This window comes from Marinomonas dokdonensis, from assembly GCF_052747885.1.
The window spans coordinates 689,806-708,864 of record NZ_JBRAND010000002.1; the positions used below are offsets into that span (position 1 = coordinate 689,806).

Below are 19,059 nucleotides of genomic sequence, written 5' to 3' on the forward strand. Positions count from 1 at the left end.
TAAGTTGGTTTATTTATGAAAATTTTACACAGCTCGGATTGGCACCTTGGTCAGCACTTTATGGGCAAAAGCCGGAAAGAAGAGCACGCAGCTTTTATCAATTGGCTCTTGGCGGTGATTGAAGAAGAAGGCATTGAGGCTCTTATTATTGCAGGGGATATTTTTGATACTGGCGCGCCACCAAGTTATGCCCGCGAAATGTATCACCAGCTAGTATTGGATATGAAGGCGCGGCATTGTCAGTTGTTTGTTGTAGCGGGTAATCATGATTCCGTTAGCATGTTGAATGAGTCGAAAAGTCTATTGGGTTATTTAGATACCCAGGTAACGAGTCAAGCCAATCGTGATCATCTTGAAGACCATGTGCTGCCCATCACAGGGAAAGATGGCAAAGTCGCGGCTTGGTTATGTGCCGTTCCTTATCTACGGCCGAAGGATGTGTTAGACAGTGTTGCAGGGCAATCTGAGCAACAAAAAAAACAGGCCCTCCAACAGCAGATTTCAGACTTTTATCAGCAGGTGTATAGAATTGCAGAGCAAAAAAACGCGCAACTTGATCAGCCTGTTGCCATTATAGGAACGGGGCATTTAACTGCAGTGGGCGGCCAATTGAGTGAGTCGGTTAGGGATCTTTATGTGGGGAGCTTGGAAGCACTGCCTACCCATGTGTTCCCCAAATTTGATTACCTTGCGCTGGGTCATATTCACCGTGCCCAAGCCATTAATAAACAGGGTAATTTCCGTTACAGCGGATCACCCATCCCATTAAGTTTTGATGAGTTAGCCCGGGAAAAATCCGTGGTTATTCTGGATACTGAACGTCTAAGCTCTGAACGTCCGAGCACAGAGCAAGCAGCGCCTGTTATCCAAGACTTATTCGCTCAACAGGACATTCGGCAAGAGGCACTTGCAGGGATCCAGATTAAGTCTATCCCAAGATTTCAGGCCATGATGAGCCTAAAAGGGCGACTGGATGATCTCTTGTCGCAGATTGCTGAGTTGCCTACTCCAGAAAGCGGAATTTTATGGTTAGAAGTTACCGTGATTGCTGATGACTATATTAGTGATGTGCAAAAACGCTTGTCTGAGGTAATTGAAGATTTGCCCATTGAGTTGTTGCGGGTAATGCGTAAAAGCACCATAGAAGCAAAGACTAGTGATCATGTGAAGCGCGAGACCTTAGCCGAGTTGACGGTGGCTGATGTGTTTGAACGCGCCATTGCAACCCAATTGGATATTTCAGAGGACGACTCTCAGGCGTTAACACAACTTTTTAATGAGTGCTTGGATGACATGAAAACCCAGCAGGCGCAGCCATCATGAAGATATGTAAGTTGCGTTTAAAAAACCTCAACTCTTTGAAAGGTGAGTGGTCAATTGATTTTTCCAAGCCGCCTTTTTCCGAAGCTGGGGTATTTGCCATTGTCGGCCCCACAGGGGCAGGTAAGTCCACCTTGTTAGATGCCATTTGCTTGGCGCTTTACCATGAAACCCCTAGGCTAAAAGTCTCGCCCAGTGAAAATGAAGTCATGACTCGTCATACGGCTGAGTGTTTGGCTGAGGTTGAATTTGAAGTAAAGGGTGAGGGGTATCGAGCCTTTTGGAGCCAAAGGCGCTCCCGTGGCAACGCCGATGGCAAGCTACAGCCAATGGTCTGTGAACTCAGTAAGCTGGATGGCACGATTCTGACCACTAAAATTAATGAGAAAATTGACTTGGTCGCTCAGTTAACTGGGCTGGATTTTTCTCGATTCACTAAATCTATGTTGTTGGCTCAAGGTGGCTTTTCTGCCTTTTTGAATGCTAAGCCCAACGAAAGGGCTTCTTTATTAGAGGAGCTAACGGGTACTGAGATTTATGGTCAAGTTTCCCAATGGGTGTTTGAAAAGCATAAGCAAGAGAAGAGCGAGCTTGCATTGCTAGAAAAGAATATCGAACAACAGACGCTGCTGACGGATGAGCAATTAGCACAATGCCAGAGCCAAGAAGCGAGCTATGAAAAAGAGAGTCAGCAACAAGGTGAGCGACTCAGGCTTCATAAAAAGCTACAGCAATGGTTGGAGCAAAAAGACGCACTAGAGCAGCAACTGAGTTCGCAAAAAATGGCCTTGGTAGGCGCTCAACAAAAAGTGGCGGAGTTTACAGACAAGCAAACAACCCTTGAATTGGCGAAAAAAGCCCAAAGTCTGCAGTCAGAATTTGATCATCAGCAAAGTTTGGTCACTAAGGTCGCTCATTTAGAGCAAGAGCGTGAGCACTCCACTCGCCAGCAGCAGGTGCTACAAGATCAATTAGCCAAAGCGCAGGCAGAGCAGTCCACAAGTCAAGATCACTTGTCTTTGCATCAGCAAGCGTTAGCGGACCTTAATGACAAAATTGAAAAGCAGATTCAGCCTTTATTGACTCAGCAGGAACATCTGGCTCAGCAACAGGTCGAGGTCCAAACCCAGCTCCATCAAGAAGAACAAAAATACGCTCAGCAGCAAGACAAATATCAAGCGCTAGAAGCACAGAGTCTAAAGCTTGGTGAGCAGAGTTTAGAAAGCAAAACTTTGCTTGAAAAGTGGCCCCATGCAGAAAAGATTCATCCGCAACTCTCCAGTTGGCAGCATAGAGCGCAACTGATTTTGGAGGGGGAGCATCAAATTGCTGTGATGGTAGAGGAAAAACAGCGCCTACAAGCCGAATGTGAAAGCGCCGAAGCCACTTTTAAGCACCAACAACAAGCATTGGCACAATTGCAAACGAATCAAGCCAATCAGCAGAAAACTGTAGATTCGACTTTGCAAGCCTTTTACCGCTTAACTGAGCAGCAAGAGCTGCAAGTTTGGCAGCAGAACTATTATCAACTTGAGCGTCAGGTGAATAGCCTGCAAGAGGCTGATCAGTTACAAGGGCAACACTTACAACTTAAGCAGAATGCCAAGCAATTAGTGCGGTCCCTTCAAGACTTAGAGGCTCAAGGGGCCGCTATTGAAGCCAAGCTACAGCAGCAGCGTAAGCTTTATCGAGATAAAAAACAGCATCACAGCCATCTAGAAAGCTTGTTATTCGCTGAGCGTCAGATTCACACGCTCATGCAATTGCGTGAGCAACTGAACCAAGGGGAGCATTGCCCTTTATGTGGCGCAGAGGAGCATGATTTTGAGCATGCTTTGCAGATAACCGAGCCACAAAGGTTGGCGGAACTAGAGCAGTTAACCGCAGAGTTGGCAGAATTAACAGAACAGGGCATGTTGATGTCTGCAGAGCAAAAGGATCTGAATAAAGATTATGAGCTTATGCAGCGTCAACATCAGCAAAGCCAGCAAGATATATCGTCTGTCTTTACAGGGTTAGAGCAAGGTATCGTCAAGTGTCAAAACCTTGGCTTAACGCTAGATAAGATTGAGGCGGATAAATGGCAGATTGAACCCTTGCTAGGCAAGCATCAGTCCTTATGGCAAGCGCAACAAGCGTTACTCCCAGAAGTGAATGACTTGCATCGTCAATGGCAAGACCATAACGCTGGATTACAAGAGCAAGCCTTGTTGGTTCAGCAAGGAGTTGAACAAGTCAATCAAGCGCAGAGCCGTTATCAGTTAACGCAGCAATCCGTCACTCAATTGCAGTCGCAATACCAGACAAAGCAAACCAGCATCGAGAGTGATAGGAAGGCGCTTTTAAGCGCTATGTCCGAGTCTGCTGTGGGAGAAGATTTCCTCCTCGAACCACTTGACCAAGCCTTGATAAAACTAAGTGATGAATTAGCACAATGGCAAGAGAGCAAAGAGAGCTTAGGGCGTTTACAACTGGAGCAGGAAAAATTGCTGGTGGAATTGTCGGCAACTAAGGCTTCCCTAAAAGAAACAGGAGTTGGCTTAGAGTCCATTAAAGCCAAACACCAAGCCTTAAGTGAAAAGAGCCTACAAACTCGGAGAGATCTTGAGCCTCTGTTGTTAGGTTCCAACGTTGTGGAACTGCGTCAAAAGACTCAGCAGCAGTTAAAAGGTAGCCAGCTATTGAATGAAAAAGCGGTTCAGCAATGTCAGCAGGTTACTCGAGACTTGGCTTCTATCGAGGCAACGATTAAGGCTCAGACAAAGGCTCATGAAAGTGTATTGCAAGAATGTCAGCAGGCGCAGTTAAGTTGGCAAAAAAGCTTGCTAGAAAAGTCTTTTGAGGGTGAGGTTTCATGGCAAGCGGCGCGGCTCGATGAAAGCAAAATAGCCGAATTAGAGGCCGAGTCAGTGGCCATCAAGGCTGAGCTTGCCAAATGTGAAGTGCGATTTGCTCAGGTGCAAGAAGCTTGGCAGGAGCATCAGGAGAGTATACTCCCCGCAACAGAATTAGCATTATTAGCCGTAACGGACATTGCTAATCTCGATTTGGCTGATTGGCAGCAAAAGGTACTGCAATTGGAAGAGCGGCAATCGAATTTGTTACGCCAGTGGGGGGTAGTTTCACAACAAGTGCGTGAAGAGTTGCAGCGTCGTGAAGAAGTGGCTAATAAGCGTTTACAGCTAGGTCAGCGTCGAGACAAATTACGGCATCTTGAACAGCTAAATTATGTGATTGGTTCTGCAGATGGGGCTAAATTCCGTCGCTTTGCTCAAAGTTTGACGTTAGAGCATCTGGTGTATTTAGCTAACCAGCACCTACATATATTGCACCGTCGTTATCAATTGGGGCGCAAAGCGGACGCACTAGCTCTTGAAGTGATTGATACCTGGCAGGCCAATACCAGTCGCGATACCAAAACGCTTTCGGGTGGTGAGTCGTTTCTGGTGAGTCTGGCGTTGGCGCTTGCCTTGTCGGATTTGGTTTCGCACAAGACCAGTATTGACTCATTATTCCTTGATGAAGGCTTTGGTACCCTTGACAGTGACACCCTAGAATCAGCGTTAGATGCGTTAGACAACCTACACGCCTCAGGGAAAACCATTGGTATTATCAGTCACATCAGTGCTTTGAAAGACAGAATTCCTGTGCAATTAAGGCTAAGCAAGCAAAGTGGTCTAGGGGTAAGTCGCTTAAGTGATCAGTTTGCTGTAAAGGAGCCCTAATGGCTTTTTTGACTTGAAGCCTGATGGTGCAAAAGTTGTCCCCAGAAAAACGGGAACAAGTGTGTAAATAAGTGTTAATATTGTTTTAAAATCAGTGGTTTAAGCGATAGTTCAGATTTGAGCACAATACCCACCACGAGCACTAGTAGGGGGCATTTTACTTAAAACTCTGCAGGCTTACATTCCTATGTGGGCTTGTTAAAATAGCTAAATCAATGGATCTATGTGGTTTAATACGCGTTAAACCTTATTTGTTTTAAATGAAGGACAGTTTGCATGACAGACTCAGGCTTCCGGCTTAAAGGAAGCGTTGTTACAACCGTATTGTTAGAGATTCAAGAATTCTCTTTAAGCAATATCATTGCTCACCTTAAGGATAAAATTGAGCAAGTGCCTCATTTTTTTAATCAAGCACCGGTGATCATAGATATCAGTAAAATGACTCAGCCAGTCGCTTATGAGGACTTTAATACTCTTGTAGTATCCGTGGGTGAGCTTGGACTGGGTGTGATCGGTTGGCGTTGTGATGCACAGCGGATCCCAGAATGGCGGGATGAGTTATCCATTCCCTTGTTGCCTGCGAGTAAGACTCGACCGATTAACCCTCCTGCGCCTATTGTGGCGCAAGAGGATAATGCCGATGTGGTGGTGAAAACCGTTGTCGAGGAGCGTATCGTTCCCCAAACAACAAAAGTCATTACTAAACCAATCCGCTCAGGACAGCAAGTCTATGCAGAGGGTGATCTTATTATCCTTACGCAAGTTAGTGCCGGTGCTGAGGTATTAGCAGATGGTAATATCCATGTTTATGGGGCATTACGTGGTCGGGCTCTGGCGGGGGTTAAAGGCGATACAAGTGCGCGGATATTTTGTAAAAGCATGGAGGCTGAATTGGTTTCCATCGCTGGGAATTTCATGCTGAGTGACGGCTTGCAAAATATCATTTGGAAAGAAAGCGCCCAGGTGTTATTAGTTGAAGAAAGTTTGGAAATACAGTCGCTTTAAACAGCTTTATAGATAGACATTTAAGATACGCTCATCGAAGTAGTATCGGAGGATATAGAATTGGCAAAAATTATTGTGGTCACTTCGGGCAAGGGTGGTGTTGGTAAAACGACATCGAGTGCCGCTATAGGGACGGGAATTGCGTTAAAAGGTTTTAAAACTGTCATCATAGATTTTGACGTAGGTCTGCGTAACCTAGATCTGATCATGGGCTGTGAGCGACGAGTGGTATATGACTTTGTAAACGTCATTAATAAAGAAGCCACACTGACTCAAGCCTTAATCAAGGACAAGCGCACGAAAGATTTGTACATATTACCTGCCTCTCAAACCCGAGATAAAGATGCCTTGACTATTGAAGGTGTGCAGACAGTTTTAGAGGACCTTGCGAAAGAGTTTGATTACATCATATGTGACTCGCCAGCGGGTATCGAGAAGGGCGCTCAAATGGCCTTGTACTTTGCTGATGCTGCCATTGTTGTTACCAACCCTGAAGTTTCTTCGGTTAGGGACTCGGATCGCATTTTGGGAATTTTGCAGAGCAAGTCTAAGCGTGCGGAAGAAGGGCGTGAGCCTATTGAAGAGCATTTACTGCTAACTCGTTACCACCCTGAGCGCGTATCCCTAGGGGAAATGTTAAGTGTCTCGGATGTGGAAGATATATTGGCTGTCCCCTTAATAGGTGTTATTCCTGAGTCGGAAGCTGTATTGAAAGCCTCTAACCAAGGTGCTCCTGTTATCTTGGATGTAGAGTCGGAAGCGGGCCAAGCTTATGTTGACGCTGTCGATCGCTTAATGGGCGAAGAAAAGCCTCTGCGCTTTTTAGACGTTCAGAGAAAGGGATTTTTTAAACGATTACTTGGGGGTTAGTTGTGGGAATTTTTGATTATTTTAAAAATAGAAGTGAGCCAAGCTCGGCCTCGGTTGCCAAGGATCGTTTGCAAATCATCGTTGCGCACGAGCGTGGCCGACGTCAGCAACCTGACTATATGCCACAAATGCAGCAAGAAATTATCGACGTGATACGTAAATACGTGAATGTTGACAGTGAAGATGTGCAGATTCAGCTAGAAAATATTGAGGACTGCTCAGTATTGGAACTGAATGTCACCTTGCCAGATCGTGCCTAACCTTTAAGGTTATTGGTTGGCAACCATCAAAGGCCGATTTGATGTATTGAAGACAGCAAGGATTTGCTAATCATGTTTTACCTTGTGTTTTAAAAGGTATGATGCGGTGTCAATTTTTAGATAGAGTAAAGTGAATGGTACGGGTGCTATTAGGGGTGGTGGGCTTAGCTTCATTGGTTGCTTGCTCCCAACCTGATCAAACGGTTGAGCAAACAAAAAAACCACGCCCCAAAGCGGAATTGCCGCTTAGCGCGACTGATCCGAAAGCGATATTAGGCTCTCAACTATTCTTTGATGAGAGTTTATCTAAAGAAGGTAATCAGTCTTGTGCGACTTGCCATGATATCGCCAATGCCTTTGTCGACAAGCGCGGTGATGTCTTGTCTGGTGCTGTTTCTCTAGGCAGTGATGGTCATTCCATTGGTACTCGTAATACGCCGACTGCCGCTTATGCGGCTTTTTCTCCAGCTTTTCATCAAATGGCAGATGGAGAATATCGCGGTGGGCAATTCTTGGATGGACGTTCTTCAAGCTTGGCGGATCAGGCGCAAGGACCATTCATTAACCCTGTCGAAATGGCGTTAGACAATGGCGATCAAGTAGTTGCTAAAGTGAAACAAAACCCAGCCTATGTTGCTCAGTTTGACGCCTTATATGGTGAGGGCGTACTGGATGACCCAGAACAAGGTTATGAGGTGGTTGCTGACGCCATTGCCAGTTTTGAAAAAACTGAATTGTTCATGCCTTTTGATTCTCGCTATGATCGAGCGTTACGTGGTGAGGTGACCTTAACGCCTGCAGAAGAGTTGGGAAAGACGCTGTTTTTTTCTCAGCAATTCACCAATTGTAATGCTTGTCATCAGCTCAACCCGTCGCCTTTCTACGATCAAGAAACCTTCACGAATTACCAGTATCGAAATATTGGCGTGCCAAGTAACCCAGCTTTGTTGGCTAAAAACAAAGGCTTCATTGATATGGGATTGCTGGATAATCCAGAGGTGGAGTCGTCATCGCAGGTGGGGAAATTTAAGGTGCCATCTTTGCGTAATGTCGCAGTGACAGGGCCTTATATGCACAACGGTGTGTTTCAGGATCTTCGCACGGTAATTTTATTTTACGATAAGTACAATAATCCAAGCAGAAAGATTAACCCGGAAACAGGTGAGCTTTGGGCAGACCCTGAAGTTGCGGAAAATATTGATTTCGAAAATTTAGAGATAGGCCCAGCCTTAACGGATCAGCGAGTAGATGCCTTAGTGGCATTCCTAAAGACCTTGACTGATCAGCGTTACGAAGCACTAATTAAAGATTAGACTTGTATGCTTCCTTATTGTTTTCACTGATAAAACTGGCCTCTAGAGGCCTTTTTTATTAGATTGTTTAGATGTATTTATGCCTGCTCTACATAGAGTAAAGTGGGTAATTTGATTAAGGATTGTTTGATGAAATATGTTCCATTGGGTCGTACCGGCTTAAATGTATCAAGAGTTTGTTTGGGGACGATGACTTGGGGGACGCAAAATACTCAAGCGGATGCCGATGAGCAAATAGAGTACGCCTTAGCAAATGGTGTGAACTTTATGGATACGGCTGAAATGTATTCTGTTCCACCGAATGCGGAATCTTACGGTAAAACAGAAACCATCATTGGTGATTGGTTATCCCGTAATTCATCCCGTCGCGAGGAGTTTGTCTTGGCGACCAAGATTGCGGGGTCTGGTTTGGCCTATGTTCGTGACGGTGGGCCAATTACAGGGCAGGCGGTTATAGATTCTGTGGAGGCTTCTTTAAAGCGTTTACAAACAGATTATATTGATTTGTACCAATTACACTGGCCGAACAGAACAACGCCACATTTTGCTAAGCATCTACCAGGCAGAGTGCGTTTTAGTGACATAGATGCGGCAGAGCATTCAGCGCAAATGCTGGATATTCTGCAAGGCATCGATGCTTGTATTAAAGCGGGTAAGATTCGTCATTTTGGTTTATCAGACGATACCACTTGGGGGATTAATGAATACCTTAAGTTGAGTGAGAGCCATAACTTGCCTAGAGTTGCTTCCATTCAAAATGAGTTCAGCTTACTGCATGCGAAAGATTGGCCTTATCTCATTGAGAATTGCTTGCACGAAGATATCGCTTATTTGCCTTGGTCGCCCTTAGCGACAGGCTCTTTGACGGGGAAATACCTTGATGACCAGCGCCCTGCGGGAAGTCGCTGGGGCTTTGCTCAGCGCCATGGTTTATTCCGTGACACAGAAAATGCCGAGAAAGCCGTACGTGGATATGTGGAAGTGGCTAAGAAGCATGGCTTAACGCCTGCTCAGCTTGCTTTGGCTTGGTGTGATCAAGTGGATGGGGTGACCTCAACTATTATTGGTGCAACCAACCTTGAGCAGCTAAAAGAAGATATGGGAGCGTTTGATCTAGCATTATCTGATGCTGTGCTAGAAGATGTTATGGCTGTCTTCAAGGAATACCCAGCACCTTTTTAATGAGCGATTAAATTCCTATAAAGAGCGCTGATAGCGCTCTTTTTTTTGCTTTGAGCACAGCTTTGAGTCTGTGATAAAAACTGAATGTATAAAAAAACCCGATGCCATTGGCATCGGGTTTTTAAGAGTTTTCGAAAATGCTTAAAGATTAAGCTTTTTCGTTTTTCTCTTTTTGTGCAGCAATAACAGTTTCTGCTACGTTTGAAGGACATGGTAGGTAGTGAGAGAACTCCATAGAGAACTGACCACGACCAGATGTCATTGTACGTAGAGAACTGATGTAACCAAACATTTCAGAAAGAGGTACGTCGGCTTTAATACGAACGCCAGTTACGCCTTTCTCTTGGTCTTTGATCATACCACGACGACGGTTAAGGTCACCGATTACATCACCAACGTGATCGTCTGGAGTGAACACGTCAACCTTCATGATAGGCTCGATCAACTGAGGACCAGCTTTCGGGATAGACTGACGGAAAGCGCCTTTAGCAGCGATTTCGAAGGCAATAGCAGAGGAGTCAACTGCGTGGAAACCACCGTCGAACAACTCAACTTCAACGTCTAGTACTGGGAAGCCAGCTAGAACGCCTTCTTCCATCATAGACTTGAAGCCTTTCTCTACTGCAGGGAAGAATTCTTTTGGTACGTTACCGCCCACAACAGAAGAAGAGAAAGTGAAGCCAGAACCAAGCTCGCCTGGTTTGATGCGGTAATCGATCTTACCGAACTGACCAGAACCACCAGATTGTTTCTTGTGCGTGTAAGTATCTTCAACTTCTTTAGTGATAGTTTCGCGGTAAGCAACCTGAGGTTGACCAACGATTAGATCTACACCGTAAGTACGCTTCAAGATATCTACTTTGATATCTAAGTGAAGCTCACCCATACCACGAAGGATAGTCTCACCAGAATCTTGGTCAGTTTCTACGCGGAAAGTTGGATCTTCTGCAACCATTTTACCGATCGCGATACCCATTTTCTCGTTACCACCTTTATCTTTAGGTGTAACAGAGATAGAGATTACAGGCTCAGGGAATACCATCGCTTCAAGTGTACAAGGGTGCTTAGGATCACATAGAGTGTGACCAGTTTGTACGTTCTTCATACCAACGATTGCTAGGATATCACCTGCTTGTGCAGAGTTGATTTCTTTACGGTCATCAGCTTGCATTTCCACCATACGGCCAACACGCTCAGTTTTACCTGTGAAGCTGTTTAGGATGGTGTCGCCTTTGTTGATCTTACCAGAGTATACACGTACGAAAGTCAAGGCGCCGAAACGGTCATCCATGATTTTAAATGCAAGTGCACGGAATGGTTCGTCAGCAGATACGATTGCTTTCTCGCCGTTTGGATTACCTTCTTCGTCAGTAAGATCCTGTGGGATAACATCTGTTGGGCTAGGTAGGTAATCAACAACAGCGTCAAGAAGAAGCTGCATACCTTTGTTTTTAAAGGCAGAACCACAGTAAGTTGGGAAGAATGCTAGATCACGAGTACCTTTACGGATACAAGCTTTAATGTCTTCCATAGAAGGCTCTTCGCCGTCCATGTAAGCCATCATTAGATCGTCGTCTTGCTCAACAGCAGTTTCGATTAGTTTCTCACGGTATTCTTCTACCTGATCAACCATGTCTGCTGGAACATCTTCGATAGCGTAGTTTTCTGGCTGACCAGAATCATCCCATACATAGGCTTTACGGCTTAGTAGGTCAACAACACCAACGAACTCATCTTCAGTACCGATAGGTAGAACCATTACTAGGGGTGTCGCACCTAGTACGTCTTCTACTTGCTTAGTAACACGGTAGAAGCTAGCACCTAGGCGGTCTAGTTTGTTTACGAAGATGATACGAGCAACTTCAGATTCGTTAGCGTAGCGCCAGTTAGTTTCAGATTGTGGCTCAACACCACCAGAACCACAGAATACACCAACACCACCGTCAAGAACTTTCAAAGAACGGTAAACTTCTACTGTGAAGTCAACGTGTCCAGGTGTGTCGATAACGTTAAAGCGGTGATCTTTCCAGAAACAACTAACAGCAGCAGACTGGATGGTAATACCACGCTCTGCTTCTTGTTCCATGAAGTCAGTCGTAGACTCACCTTCATGTACTTCACCGATTTTATGGATGATACCGGTAAGTTTAAGAATACGTTCTGTAGTAGTAGTTTTACCCGCGTCAACGTGAGCAAAAATACCGATGTTTCTGTATTTTGATAAGTCAGCCATTACATTACTCTAAATAAGTGAGGACGAAATTTGCGCGTTATTATACAAGACTTTTTAATCTCTAGTCAGGTATTTTGGCGCTATTCTATTATATTTTATGTGAATAAAGAAAGGGGTGCTGCAAAAGCATTTTAGAAAAGCTTGAATAGGCTGTTTCTGGCGCAAAAAATGCGCAGAAACAGCCTGTTTTAGAAAGGCTTTATCAGTCCCTACGCAATTTATCTGAAATCGCAATTGGGTTCGGGTAATTAAGAATGACAATATAAGTAGAGAGGGCGAAGGTGAGTATCGCTGTAGCCTGAATGACGTGAGAGGCCTCTTCGCCAATTAATCCAATATTGGCCGCAAGGTAAGCAATCAACAATGAGAATTCGCTCACTTGTCCTAAGCGAAAGCCTACTTCCCAAGAGGTGCTGGCATCCTCTTTTATCCCCTTGAGCAAAAAGCGAAACACCACGGGTTTTACGAGCATGGAGCTGATCGCCAGAATAAGTGCTGGAACAATTACTAGACCTAGTAGATCAAGGTTAAAACTGGCACCAATCGAGAAGAAAAACAGGATTAAGAAAAAGTCCCTAAGGGGTTTTAGATGGGTGGCAATGTATTGAGAGATTGGGCTGGTTGCTAGTGCAACCCCCGCAATGAATGCCCCCATTTCGGCAGACAAGCCCGCCACTTCTGCTAATACGGCCATAGATAGGCACCAGCCAATTGAAACTAAGAAGATGTATTCATGAAAGCGGTCGAAGCGGGTAATAAGCTTGAGCAGTATGTATTTGACGAATAAAAAGGCGCCGCCTATCAGCAAGGGTAGGCTTATCAATGGCATTAGATACTGCATGATGCCGTTATTTTGGGCATTAGACATGCTGTACAAAACCAGCAGCACAGCAATGGCAATAATGTCTTGTAATAAGAGTAAGCCAACCACTAGTTCACCCGTATGTTTATGGTGCAGCACTGTGGTGGGTAAAAGTTTGATACAGACTATGGTGCTGGAGAACATCATTGCAATACCAACGATGAGGCTCTCAGTAGCAGAATAACCGCAAAGGCTGGCGACCACATAGCCTAGCAATGCAAATGCCGCTGAACTGAGTAGGGCAATCCATGAGGCTTTCTTAAGCATGTTGATAAGATGGCTTGGTTGCATGTCCAAGCCCAACAGGAAGAGTAGGAAGATGATGCCTATATGGCTCATCTCATCCATGAGTTTGGGTTCGTTAATCCATGATAAAGCGGAGGGGCCTAATAGTGCGCCAAGCGCTATGTAGGCAATTATCATGGGTTGTTTGGTGTAAAGTGCCAAGGAGGCAACAACCGCTGCTCCTGCAAAAATTAAAAAGAAGGAGTGTACGATTGATGCTTCCATTGTTTCCCCTTAGTTTAGCCCCAAGAGCTATTGTTAACCTTTTTGCGGCGAGTTAATGGCAATAAGATACCTATTAAGAAACCGCCAAATAATGTTGCTGCTCCAAGCATAAACCACTTTTGATCTGTAGATTTTTGCAGGGCTAGCATAGTGTCTTGAGCCACTTGGGTTTGCGTTTTGAGGCTTTCAAGCTGGTAAGCTATGTTATCGTTTTGGGAAACGATAGTTTGTGCTTTTTCGGTAATGGCTTTGCTTTCGTCCAAGCGCTCTTGCAAAGAGGCATTGTCATCTTCAAGGGTGCTAATGGTCTGCATAAGCTCTTGCACCTTGCTTTGGCTGTCGTTGAGCTCATTTTGGGCGTTGATCTTACTCTCTGTGGCGTTAGCTAGCTGGGCTTGTAAGGTCACAACTTGATCTCGGGTAACCGCTGTTTCACTTAAGAAATAATCCGCTACCCAGCCTTCGTTGCCATCTGGGGTACGTACTTTGGTATGGCTGTCGCTGCGTTCTAATACTTCAAGTGGTGTGCCGCTTTTTAAGCCACGTTCAACCGCGCGAGTGTTGTTGCTTTGGCCTTCACGAATGGCGACAAATTGTATGTCGGAAACATAAACTGTAGCGGAGTGTGCTGTTGCAGAGAGTATTACGCCAGCGAGTAAGCTGGTTACGTGTTTAATAGGCACATTAACTTCCTTTATTAATCAATCACTTTAGCTATTAGATACGATAATCATGGGGGAAGTAATACGCAATAGAAAAAGGCCCGAAAGCGGGCCTTTTATGAGGATTTTACAAAAAACAGTCGTTTCTAGCGGCGTAGAAAGATGGGTTTGGGTTCTGCAACATCCCCTTGGTAAGCAATGGAAAAGGGCTTGTGCAATTCCAAGGCTTTTTCAAGGTTTACATCTTCATTGAATTGGAAGCTGCTAAAGCCAACACGTAATAGATAACCTAGCTGGTCTGGAATGAAGTTGCCTAGGGCGCGGACTTCACCTTCATAGTTGAATCTTTCACGTAGTAGGCGGGCATAACTAAAGCCGCGGCCATCCATAAACGCTGGGAAGTTAATGCCTATCACTGAAAATTGGCTAAGGTCAGTGTCTGCCAAAATCTCTGTGCCGTCACCTGCTTCTAGCCAGATACCTGCCACAGGGCCAATGGTATCTTGATTTGCCAACCAATGTTGTGCAGGAACAATGCTGTTTGCATCGGCTGTTTGTTCAGCGTCTTGAAGCCATTGGAAAGTGTTTTCTACAATGGCACCGTTATTAATTAGTTTTGGCATAAGCGGCCTCTTTAAATGGAGTGATGCCTACACGGCGATAAGTGTCGATGAAACGCTCGTCTTCGTGGCGAGTTTCAACGTAAACATTCATTAGCTTCTGAATGACACCGCTGATTTCTTCTTGAGCGAAAGATGGCCCAAGAATCTTACCAATGCTTGCATCATGGCCCGAAGCACCACCAATAGAAATTTGGTAGAACTCTTGGCCTTTTTTATCTACTCCAAGAATGCCTAGGTTACCCACATGGTGATGACCACAAGCATTCATACAGCCAGAGATATTAAGGTCTATCTCACCAATGTCGTAAAGGTAATCTAGATTGTCAAAAGTATCTTGAATCTGTGCCGCAATGGGAATGGACTTCGCATTCGCTAGGGCACAGAAGTCACCACCTGGGCAACAGATCATGTCTGTAAGCAGGCCTAGCGTCGGAGTTGCAAAGCCGGCAATTTTTGCAGCTTCCCAGAGTTCAACCAATTGATCTTGACGAACATCGGCCAACACGAGGTTTTGCTCGTGACTAACGCGTAGCTCGCCAAAGCTAAACTGATCCGCTAAATCTGCGGCTTTATGCATTTGCTCGGCAGTCGCATCACCAGGTGCCTGGCCAGGTTTTTTCAATGTCAAAGTGACAATGCGGTAGCCTGCTTTCTTGTGCTCAAATGTGTTGCGCTCATACCAACGTGCAAAACCTGCGCTATCCGCAAGTTTACTAGCAAGGCTATTTGGCTTATCGGCTAACTCAAGGTAAGAAGGTTCAGTGAAGAAGCCCTGTAAGCGATTGAACTCGCTCATTGGTACAGTGCTTTCTTTGCCTCGCAAATGTGCCCATTCGGCTTCTACGCGTGAACGGAACTCTTCAATGCCTAATGCTTTTACTAGGATCTTGATGCGAGCTTTATATTTGTTGTCACGACGGCCATGTTGGTTGTAAACACGGATGATGGCATCTAGGTAAGTTAAGATGTCTTCACGTGGTAAAAATTCCGTAATGGTGACGCCAACCATAGGTGTGCGGCCTAGACCACCACCAACAATGACTTTAAAGCCAACTTCGCCCGCATCATTTTTCTTAATGTGTAGGCCAATGTCGTGTACCTGAGTCGCTGCACGGTCAGCAGATTCAGTAGCATTTACCGCAATTTTGAATTTACGCGGTAAGAAGGCAAATTCTGGGTGGAAAGTAGACCACTGACGAATCAATTCACAGTATGGGCGTGGGTCAACCACTTCATCAGAGATAACACCAGCGTATTGGTCTGTCGTCGTGTTACGGATACAGTTACCACTTGTTTGTACTGCGTGCATTTGTACTTTTGCAAGCTCAGCCAAAATGTCCGGCACATCTTCAAGTTTAGGCCAGTTCAATTGTAGGTTTTGGCGCGTACTAAAGTGGCCATAGCCTTTGTCGTAGCGATTACTGATGTCAGCTAATACACGCAATTGATCGCTAGAAAGCATGCCGTAAGGGATAGCGATGCGAAGCATTGGCGCATAACGTTGTACATAGAGTCCATTTTGTAAGCGTAAAGGAAGAAACTGCTCTTCGCTAAGTTCTTCGTTTAGGTAGCGACGAGTTTGATCTCGGAACTGTGCTACACGCTCTTCAACAAGCTGTTGGTCAATTGCGTCGTATTGATACATAGAGGAATAAACCGTGTTTAGATTATATAAGTGGGCGTATCTTAGCAAAAATCCTATATTCTAAAAATGAATATTTATCTATATCTTTAGGTGTTTTACTAATAAGCCATATTGACCATTGTATGCCATTGTGAGTTAAGGATGAAATGAGTAAAAATACCTTAGTTTTTTACTTGGTCTTTGGCTTTGTCTAACATCTGCGGTAAGATAGCCTCATTCGTTGTTTTAGAAGAATTTAATAGGGTGGTTATGAACATTACGATTACTGATGGTGCCCAAGAGTATCTTGCTTCTTTGCTTGAAAAGCAGGGCGTAGAAGGAATTGCTGTACGTATTTTTATCCAGCAGCCTGGCACACCTTATGCCGAAACCTGTTTAGCTTATTGTCGTCCTGATGAAGTAAACGAAACAGATGAAATTTTAAACTTGCCAAAACTGAAAGTTTACATCGAGAAAAACTCTGTAAACTTCTTAGACGAAGCGTTTGTGGATTATGCGACGGAAAAAATGGGTGGTCAGCTGACCATTAAAGCGCCTAATGCAAAAATGCCAAAAGTGACGGCAGATAGTCCGATTGAAGATCAAATCAACTATGTTTTGTACTCTGACATCAACCCAGGCTTAGCGGCACACGGTGGTGAAGTAAGTTTGATCGAAGTGATTGATGGCGATACGGCCGTGCTTAAATTTGGCGGTGGTTGCCAAGGTTGTAGTGCCGTAGATTTGACGCTCAAAGAAGGGGTTGAGAAAACTCTTATCGAAAAAGTAGCCGGTCTAAAGGCCGTTAAAGATTCAACCGATCACAGTGTTACAGATAATGCATTCATGTAATTAGGCCAAGTGCTTAAATACGAAAAAGGCGACCTTAGGTCGCCTTTTTTATGTCTTAGAAACGCTTAGGCGCCTCGTTGACGATTAGGCAGGCTAGTGCGCAAGGCATTGGCCATATCGGTCAAAGTCTTTTCAGTTGATTCCCAATCAATACATGCATCGGTAATAGAAACGCCGTATTCAAGATCGGCCGTATTGGCAGGAACTTTCTGGTTACCCCAGCCAATATTACTTTCGATCATCAGACCCATAATAGAGTTATTGCCATCTAGAATCTGTTGCGTAGCATCTTCAGCCACACTGATTTGGCGCTCAGGTTTTTTATTGGAGTTCTCATGAGAACAATCAATCATGATGTTGTGGGTCAACTTAGCGGCCGTCAATGCTTCTTCACTTAGGGCAACGTTCGCTGCATCGTAGTTTGGCAAACCGTTACCACCGCGTAATACTAGGTGGCCGTAGGCATTCCCTTTGGTATTAACAACGCTTACCTGACCGCTTTCGTTGATGCCAAGGAAAGAGTGTGGGTGAGAAACGGATTGCATAGCATTAACAGCAACGGCCATTGAGCCATCGGTGCCATTTTTGAAACCAACAGGACCAGATAGACCAGAAGCCATTTCGCGGTGAGTCTGTGACTCTGTAGTGCGAGCGCCGATAGCAGACCAGCTGATCAAATCTTGCATGTATTGCGGTGAGATAGGGTCTAGTGCTTCGGTAGCTAATGGCAAGCCCAATTCAGCAAGATCAATAAGTAGTTTACGACCAATACGTAAGCCTTTATTGATATCAAAAGTGCCGTCAAGGTTTGGGTCATTGATTAGGCCTTTCCAACCCACTGTGGTGCGTGGTTTTTCGAAATAGGCGCGCATAATAATAAATAGAGAATCATCCAGCTTATCAGCAAGTACTTTTAGGCGTTTAGCATAATCAATCGCTGCTTGGGTGTCATGAATAGAGCATGGGCCAATAACAATGGCAAGACGGTGGTCTTTACCGTCCATGATGTTTTTGATGGTCTCACGAGATTCAGACACGTGTTGACTAATCGCATCAGTAACCGGTAACTCTGACTTAAGTTCCGTTGGTGTTACCAAGCTTGAGAAGGAGGCAATGTTTAAGTCCTCTAAATTAGTGTTGCTCATTACTGGGGGTCCTGCTTTTTGTTTGTTGTGTATGCGGCACACAATATCGCGTTTTACGATGCTTATGAACCGCTTTTGGCTGATTTCTTAGAAGAAAAGATATTTTATGCCAAAACTCATCAAGGCTGTGGCGAGAATTGGCTGTAAAACATGATTTGGGACAAAGCTTGCGATGCGGGTGCCCAAATAAATGGTTGGTATTGAGCCGATTAACAAGCCAGCTAAAAGATAGTAATCCACATTACCCAGTAGCAAGTGACCAAAGCCTGCCACCAGTGTTAAAGGTACTGCGTGGGCAAGATCGGTTCCGACAATGTTTTTTGCGCGCATAACAGGAAATAAAATCATCATGATGGCGGTGCCAAGGGCCCCTGCGCCAACCGAGGTCATGGTAACCAAAGCACCTAAAACGATGCCACAAAAGAAAATGACACGGCTGCTTTTTTGCTCGGAAAGATTGATATTGAAATGGTTGGTTAGGCGTTTTCGAAATAAAATCACCACAGCGGTAATGAGCAGCATGAGGCCCAGTGTTGCGGTAAGTATTTCCTGATAATGGTCGGGCTTCTCAAACCGCGATAAAGCCCAGACTGTTAATAGGGAGGCAGGTATACTGCCAGCGGCCATGGCGCCGACAACTTTCCAATTCACATTGCCGCGCTTGGCGTGCATGAAAACACCGGTGCTTTTCGCTATACCGGCATACATTAAGTCTGTGCCAATCGCTATGTGAGGCGGGAAACCAAACAATAAAAGTAGAGGTGTCATCAGTGAGCCACCGCCAACCCCTGTGATGCCAACAGCTAAACCCACTGCAGCACCTGCGAAAATATACCAAAGAAAATCCATTGCAACCCATCTTTAAATGATTTT

15 protein-coding genes are annotated in these 19,059 nt (G+C 44.9%); 8 read left to right on the forward strand and 7 right to left on the reverse strand.

Features of this window, described 5'->3' with window-relative positions:
* Positions 1-15 precede the first annotated feature (15 nt).
* From sbcD to ACUM5Y_RS07715, 7 genes are all read left to right on the forward strand, one after another.
* Positions 16-1,323 carry an exonuclease subunit SbcD gene (sbcD, locus tag ACUM5Y_RS07685; protein WP_445976275.1) on the forward strand — a complete coding sequence of 436 codons (1,308 nt, stop codon included), beginning with the start codon at positions 16-18 and terminating at the stop codon, positions 1,321-1,323.
* On the forward strand, positions 1,320-5,045 hold the full coding sequence (locus tag ACUM5Y_RS07690; RefSeq protein ID WP_445976276.1) for an AAA family ATPase: 3,726 nt from the start codon (positions 1,320-1,322) through the stop codon (positions 5,043-5,045). Before sbcD ends, ACUM5Y_RS07690 begins: the two co-directional genes overlap by 4 nt.
* 276 nt (positions 5,046-5,321) lie before the next feature.
* Positions 5,322-6,050: a septum site-determining protein MinC gene (gene minC / locus ACUM5Y_RS07695; RefSeq protein ID WP_445976277.1), complete on the forward strand. Its 729-nt coding sequence runs from the start codon at positions 5,322-5,324 to the stop codon at positions 6,048-6,050.
* 60 nt (positions 6,051-6,110) lie between these two features.
* Positions 6,111-6,920 carry a septum site-determining protein MinD gene (gene minD, locus ACUM5Y_RS07700; protein ID WP_445976278.1) on the forward strand — a complete coding sequence of 270 codons (810 nt, stop codon included), beginning with the start codon at positions 6,111-6,113 and terminating at the stop codon, positions 6,918-6,920.
* A 2-nt stretch (positions 6,921-6,922) separates the two neighbouring features.
* On the forward strand, positions 6,923-7,180 hold the full coding sequence (gene minE, locus ACUM5Y_RS07705; RefSeq protein WP_445976279.1) for a cell division topological specificity factor MinE: 258 nt from the start codon (positions 6,923-6,925) through the stop codon (positions 7,178-7,180).
* Positions 7,181-7,314: 134 nt separating this feature from the next.
* On the forward strand, positions 7,315-8,493 hold the full coding sequence (locus ACUM5Y_RS07710; RefSeq protein ID WP_445976280.1) for a cytochrome-c peroxidase: 1,179 nt from the start codon (positions 7,315-7,317) through the stop codon (positions 8,491-8,493).
* 129 nt (positions 8,494-8,622) lie between these two features.
* Complete coding sequence (locus ACUM5Y_RS07715) at positions 8,623-9,675, forward strand: aldo/keto reductase (protein ID WP_445976281.1); 1,053 nt, start codon at positions 8,623-8,625, stop codon at positions 9,673-9,675.
* 148 nt (positions 9,676-9,823) lie between these two features.
* On the opposite strand, the gene fusA is transcribed toward ACUM5Y_RS07715, so the two are convergent.
* The 5 genes from fusA to ACUM5Y_RS07740 all read right to left on the reverse strand — a co-directional run bounded on the left by fusA (position 9,824) and on the right by ACUM5Y_RS07740 (position 16,210).
* Positions 9,824-11,908 carry an elongation factor G gene (fusA, locus tag ACUM5Y_RS07720; protein ID WP_445976282.1) on the reverse strand — a complete coding sequence of 695 codons (2,085 nt, stop codon included), beginning with the start codon at positions 11,906-11,908 and terminating at the stop codon, positions 9,824-9,826.
* 202 nt (positions 11,909-12,110) lie between these two features.
* Entirely contained in the window at positions 12,111-13,280 is a 1,170-nt protein-coding gene (locus ACUM5Y_RS07725; protein WP_445976283.1) for a cation:proton antiporter domain-containing protein, read from the reverse strand.
* A gap of 14 nt (positions 13,281-13,294) precedes the next feature.
* Positions 13,295-13,963: a TIGR04211 family SH3 domain-containing protein gene (locus ACUM5Y_RS07730; protein WP_445976284.1), complete on the reverse strand. Its 669-nt coding sequence runs from the start codon at positions 13,961-13,963 to the stop codon at positions 13,295-13,297.
* A gap of 125 nt (positions 13,964-14,088) precedes the next feature.
* On the reverse strand, positions 14,089-14,565 hold the full coding sequence (locus ACUM5Y_RS07735) for a DUF934 domain-containing protein (RefSeq protein WP_445976285.1): 477 nt from the start codon (positions 14,563-14,565) through the stop codon (positions 14,089-14,091).
* On the reverse strand, positions 14,549-16,210 hold the full coding sequence (locus ACUM5Y_RS07740; protein ID WP_445976286.1) for a nitrite/sulfite reductase: 1,662 nt from the start codon (positions 16,208-16,210) through the stop codon (positions 14,549-14,551). Before ACUM5Y_RS07740 ends, ACUM5Y_RS07735 begins: the two co-directional genes overlap by 17 nt.
* Positions 16,211-16,459: 249 nt before the next feature.
* Between ACUM5Y_RS07740 and nfuA the strand changes: the two genes are divergently transcribed.
* Positions 16,460-17,041, forward strand: coding sequence for a Fe-S biogenesis protein NfuA (gene nfuA, locus ACUM5Y_RS07745; RefSeq protein WP_445976287.1), 582 nt, complete (start codon positions 16,460-16,462; stop codon positions 17,039-17,041).
* A 65-nt stretch (positions 17,042-17,106) separates the two neighbouring features.
* Here the strand turns inward: nfuA and ACUM5Y_RS07750 are convergent, their stop codons facing one another.
* Positions 17,107-18,186 (reverse strand): 3-deoxy-7-phosphoheptulonate synthase, encoded by a 1,080-nt coding sequence (locus ACUM5Y_RS07750; protein WP_445976288.1) that lies wholly within the window; start codon positions 18,184-18,186, stop codon positions 17,107-17,109.
* Between the two features lie 87 nt (positions 18,187-18,273).
* On the reverse strand, positions 18,274-19,035 hold the full coding sequence (locus ACUM5Y_RS07755) for a sulfite exporter TauE/SafE family protein (RefSeq protein WP_445976289.1): 762 nt from the start codon (positions 19,033-19,035) through the stop codon (positions 18,274-18,276).
* Between the last annotated feature and the right edge of the window lie 24 nt (positions 19,036-19,059).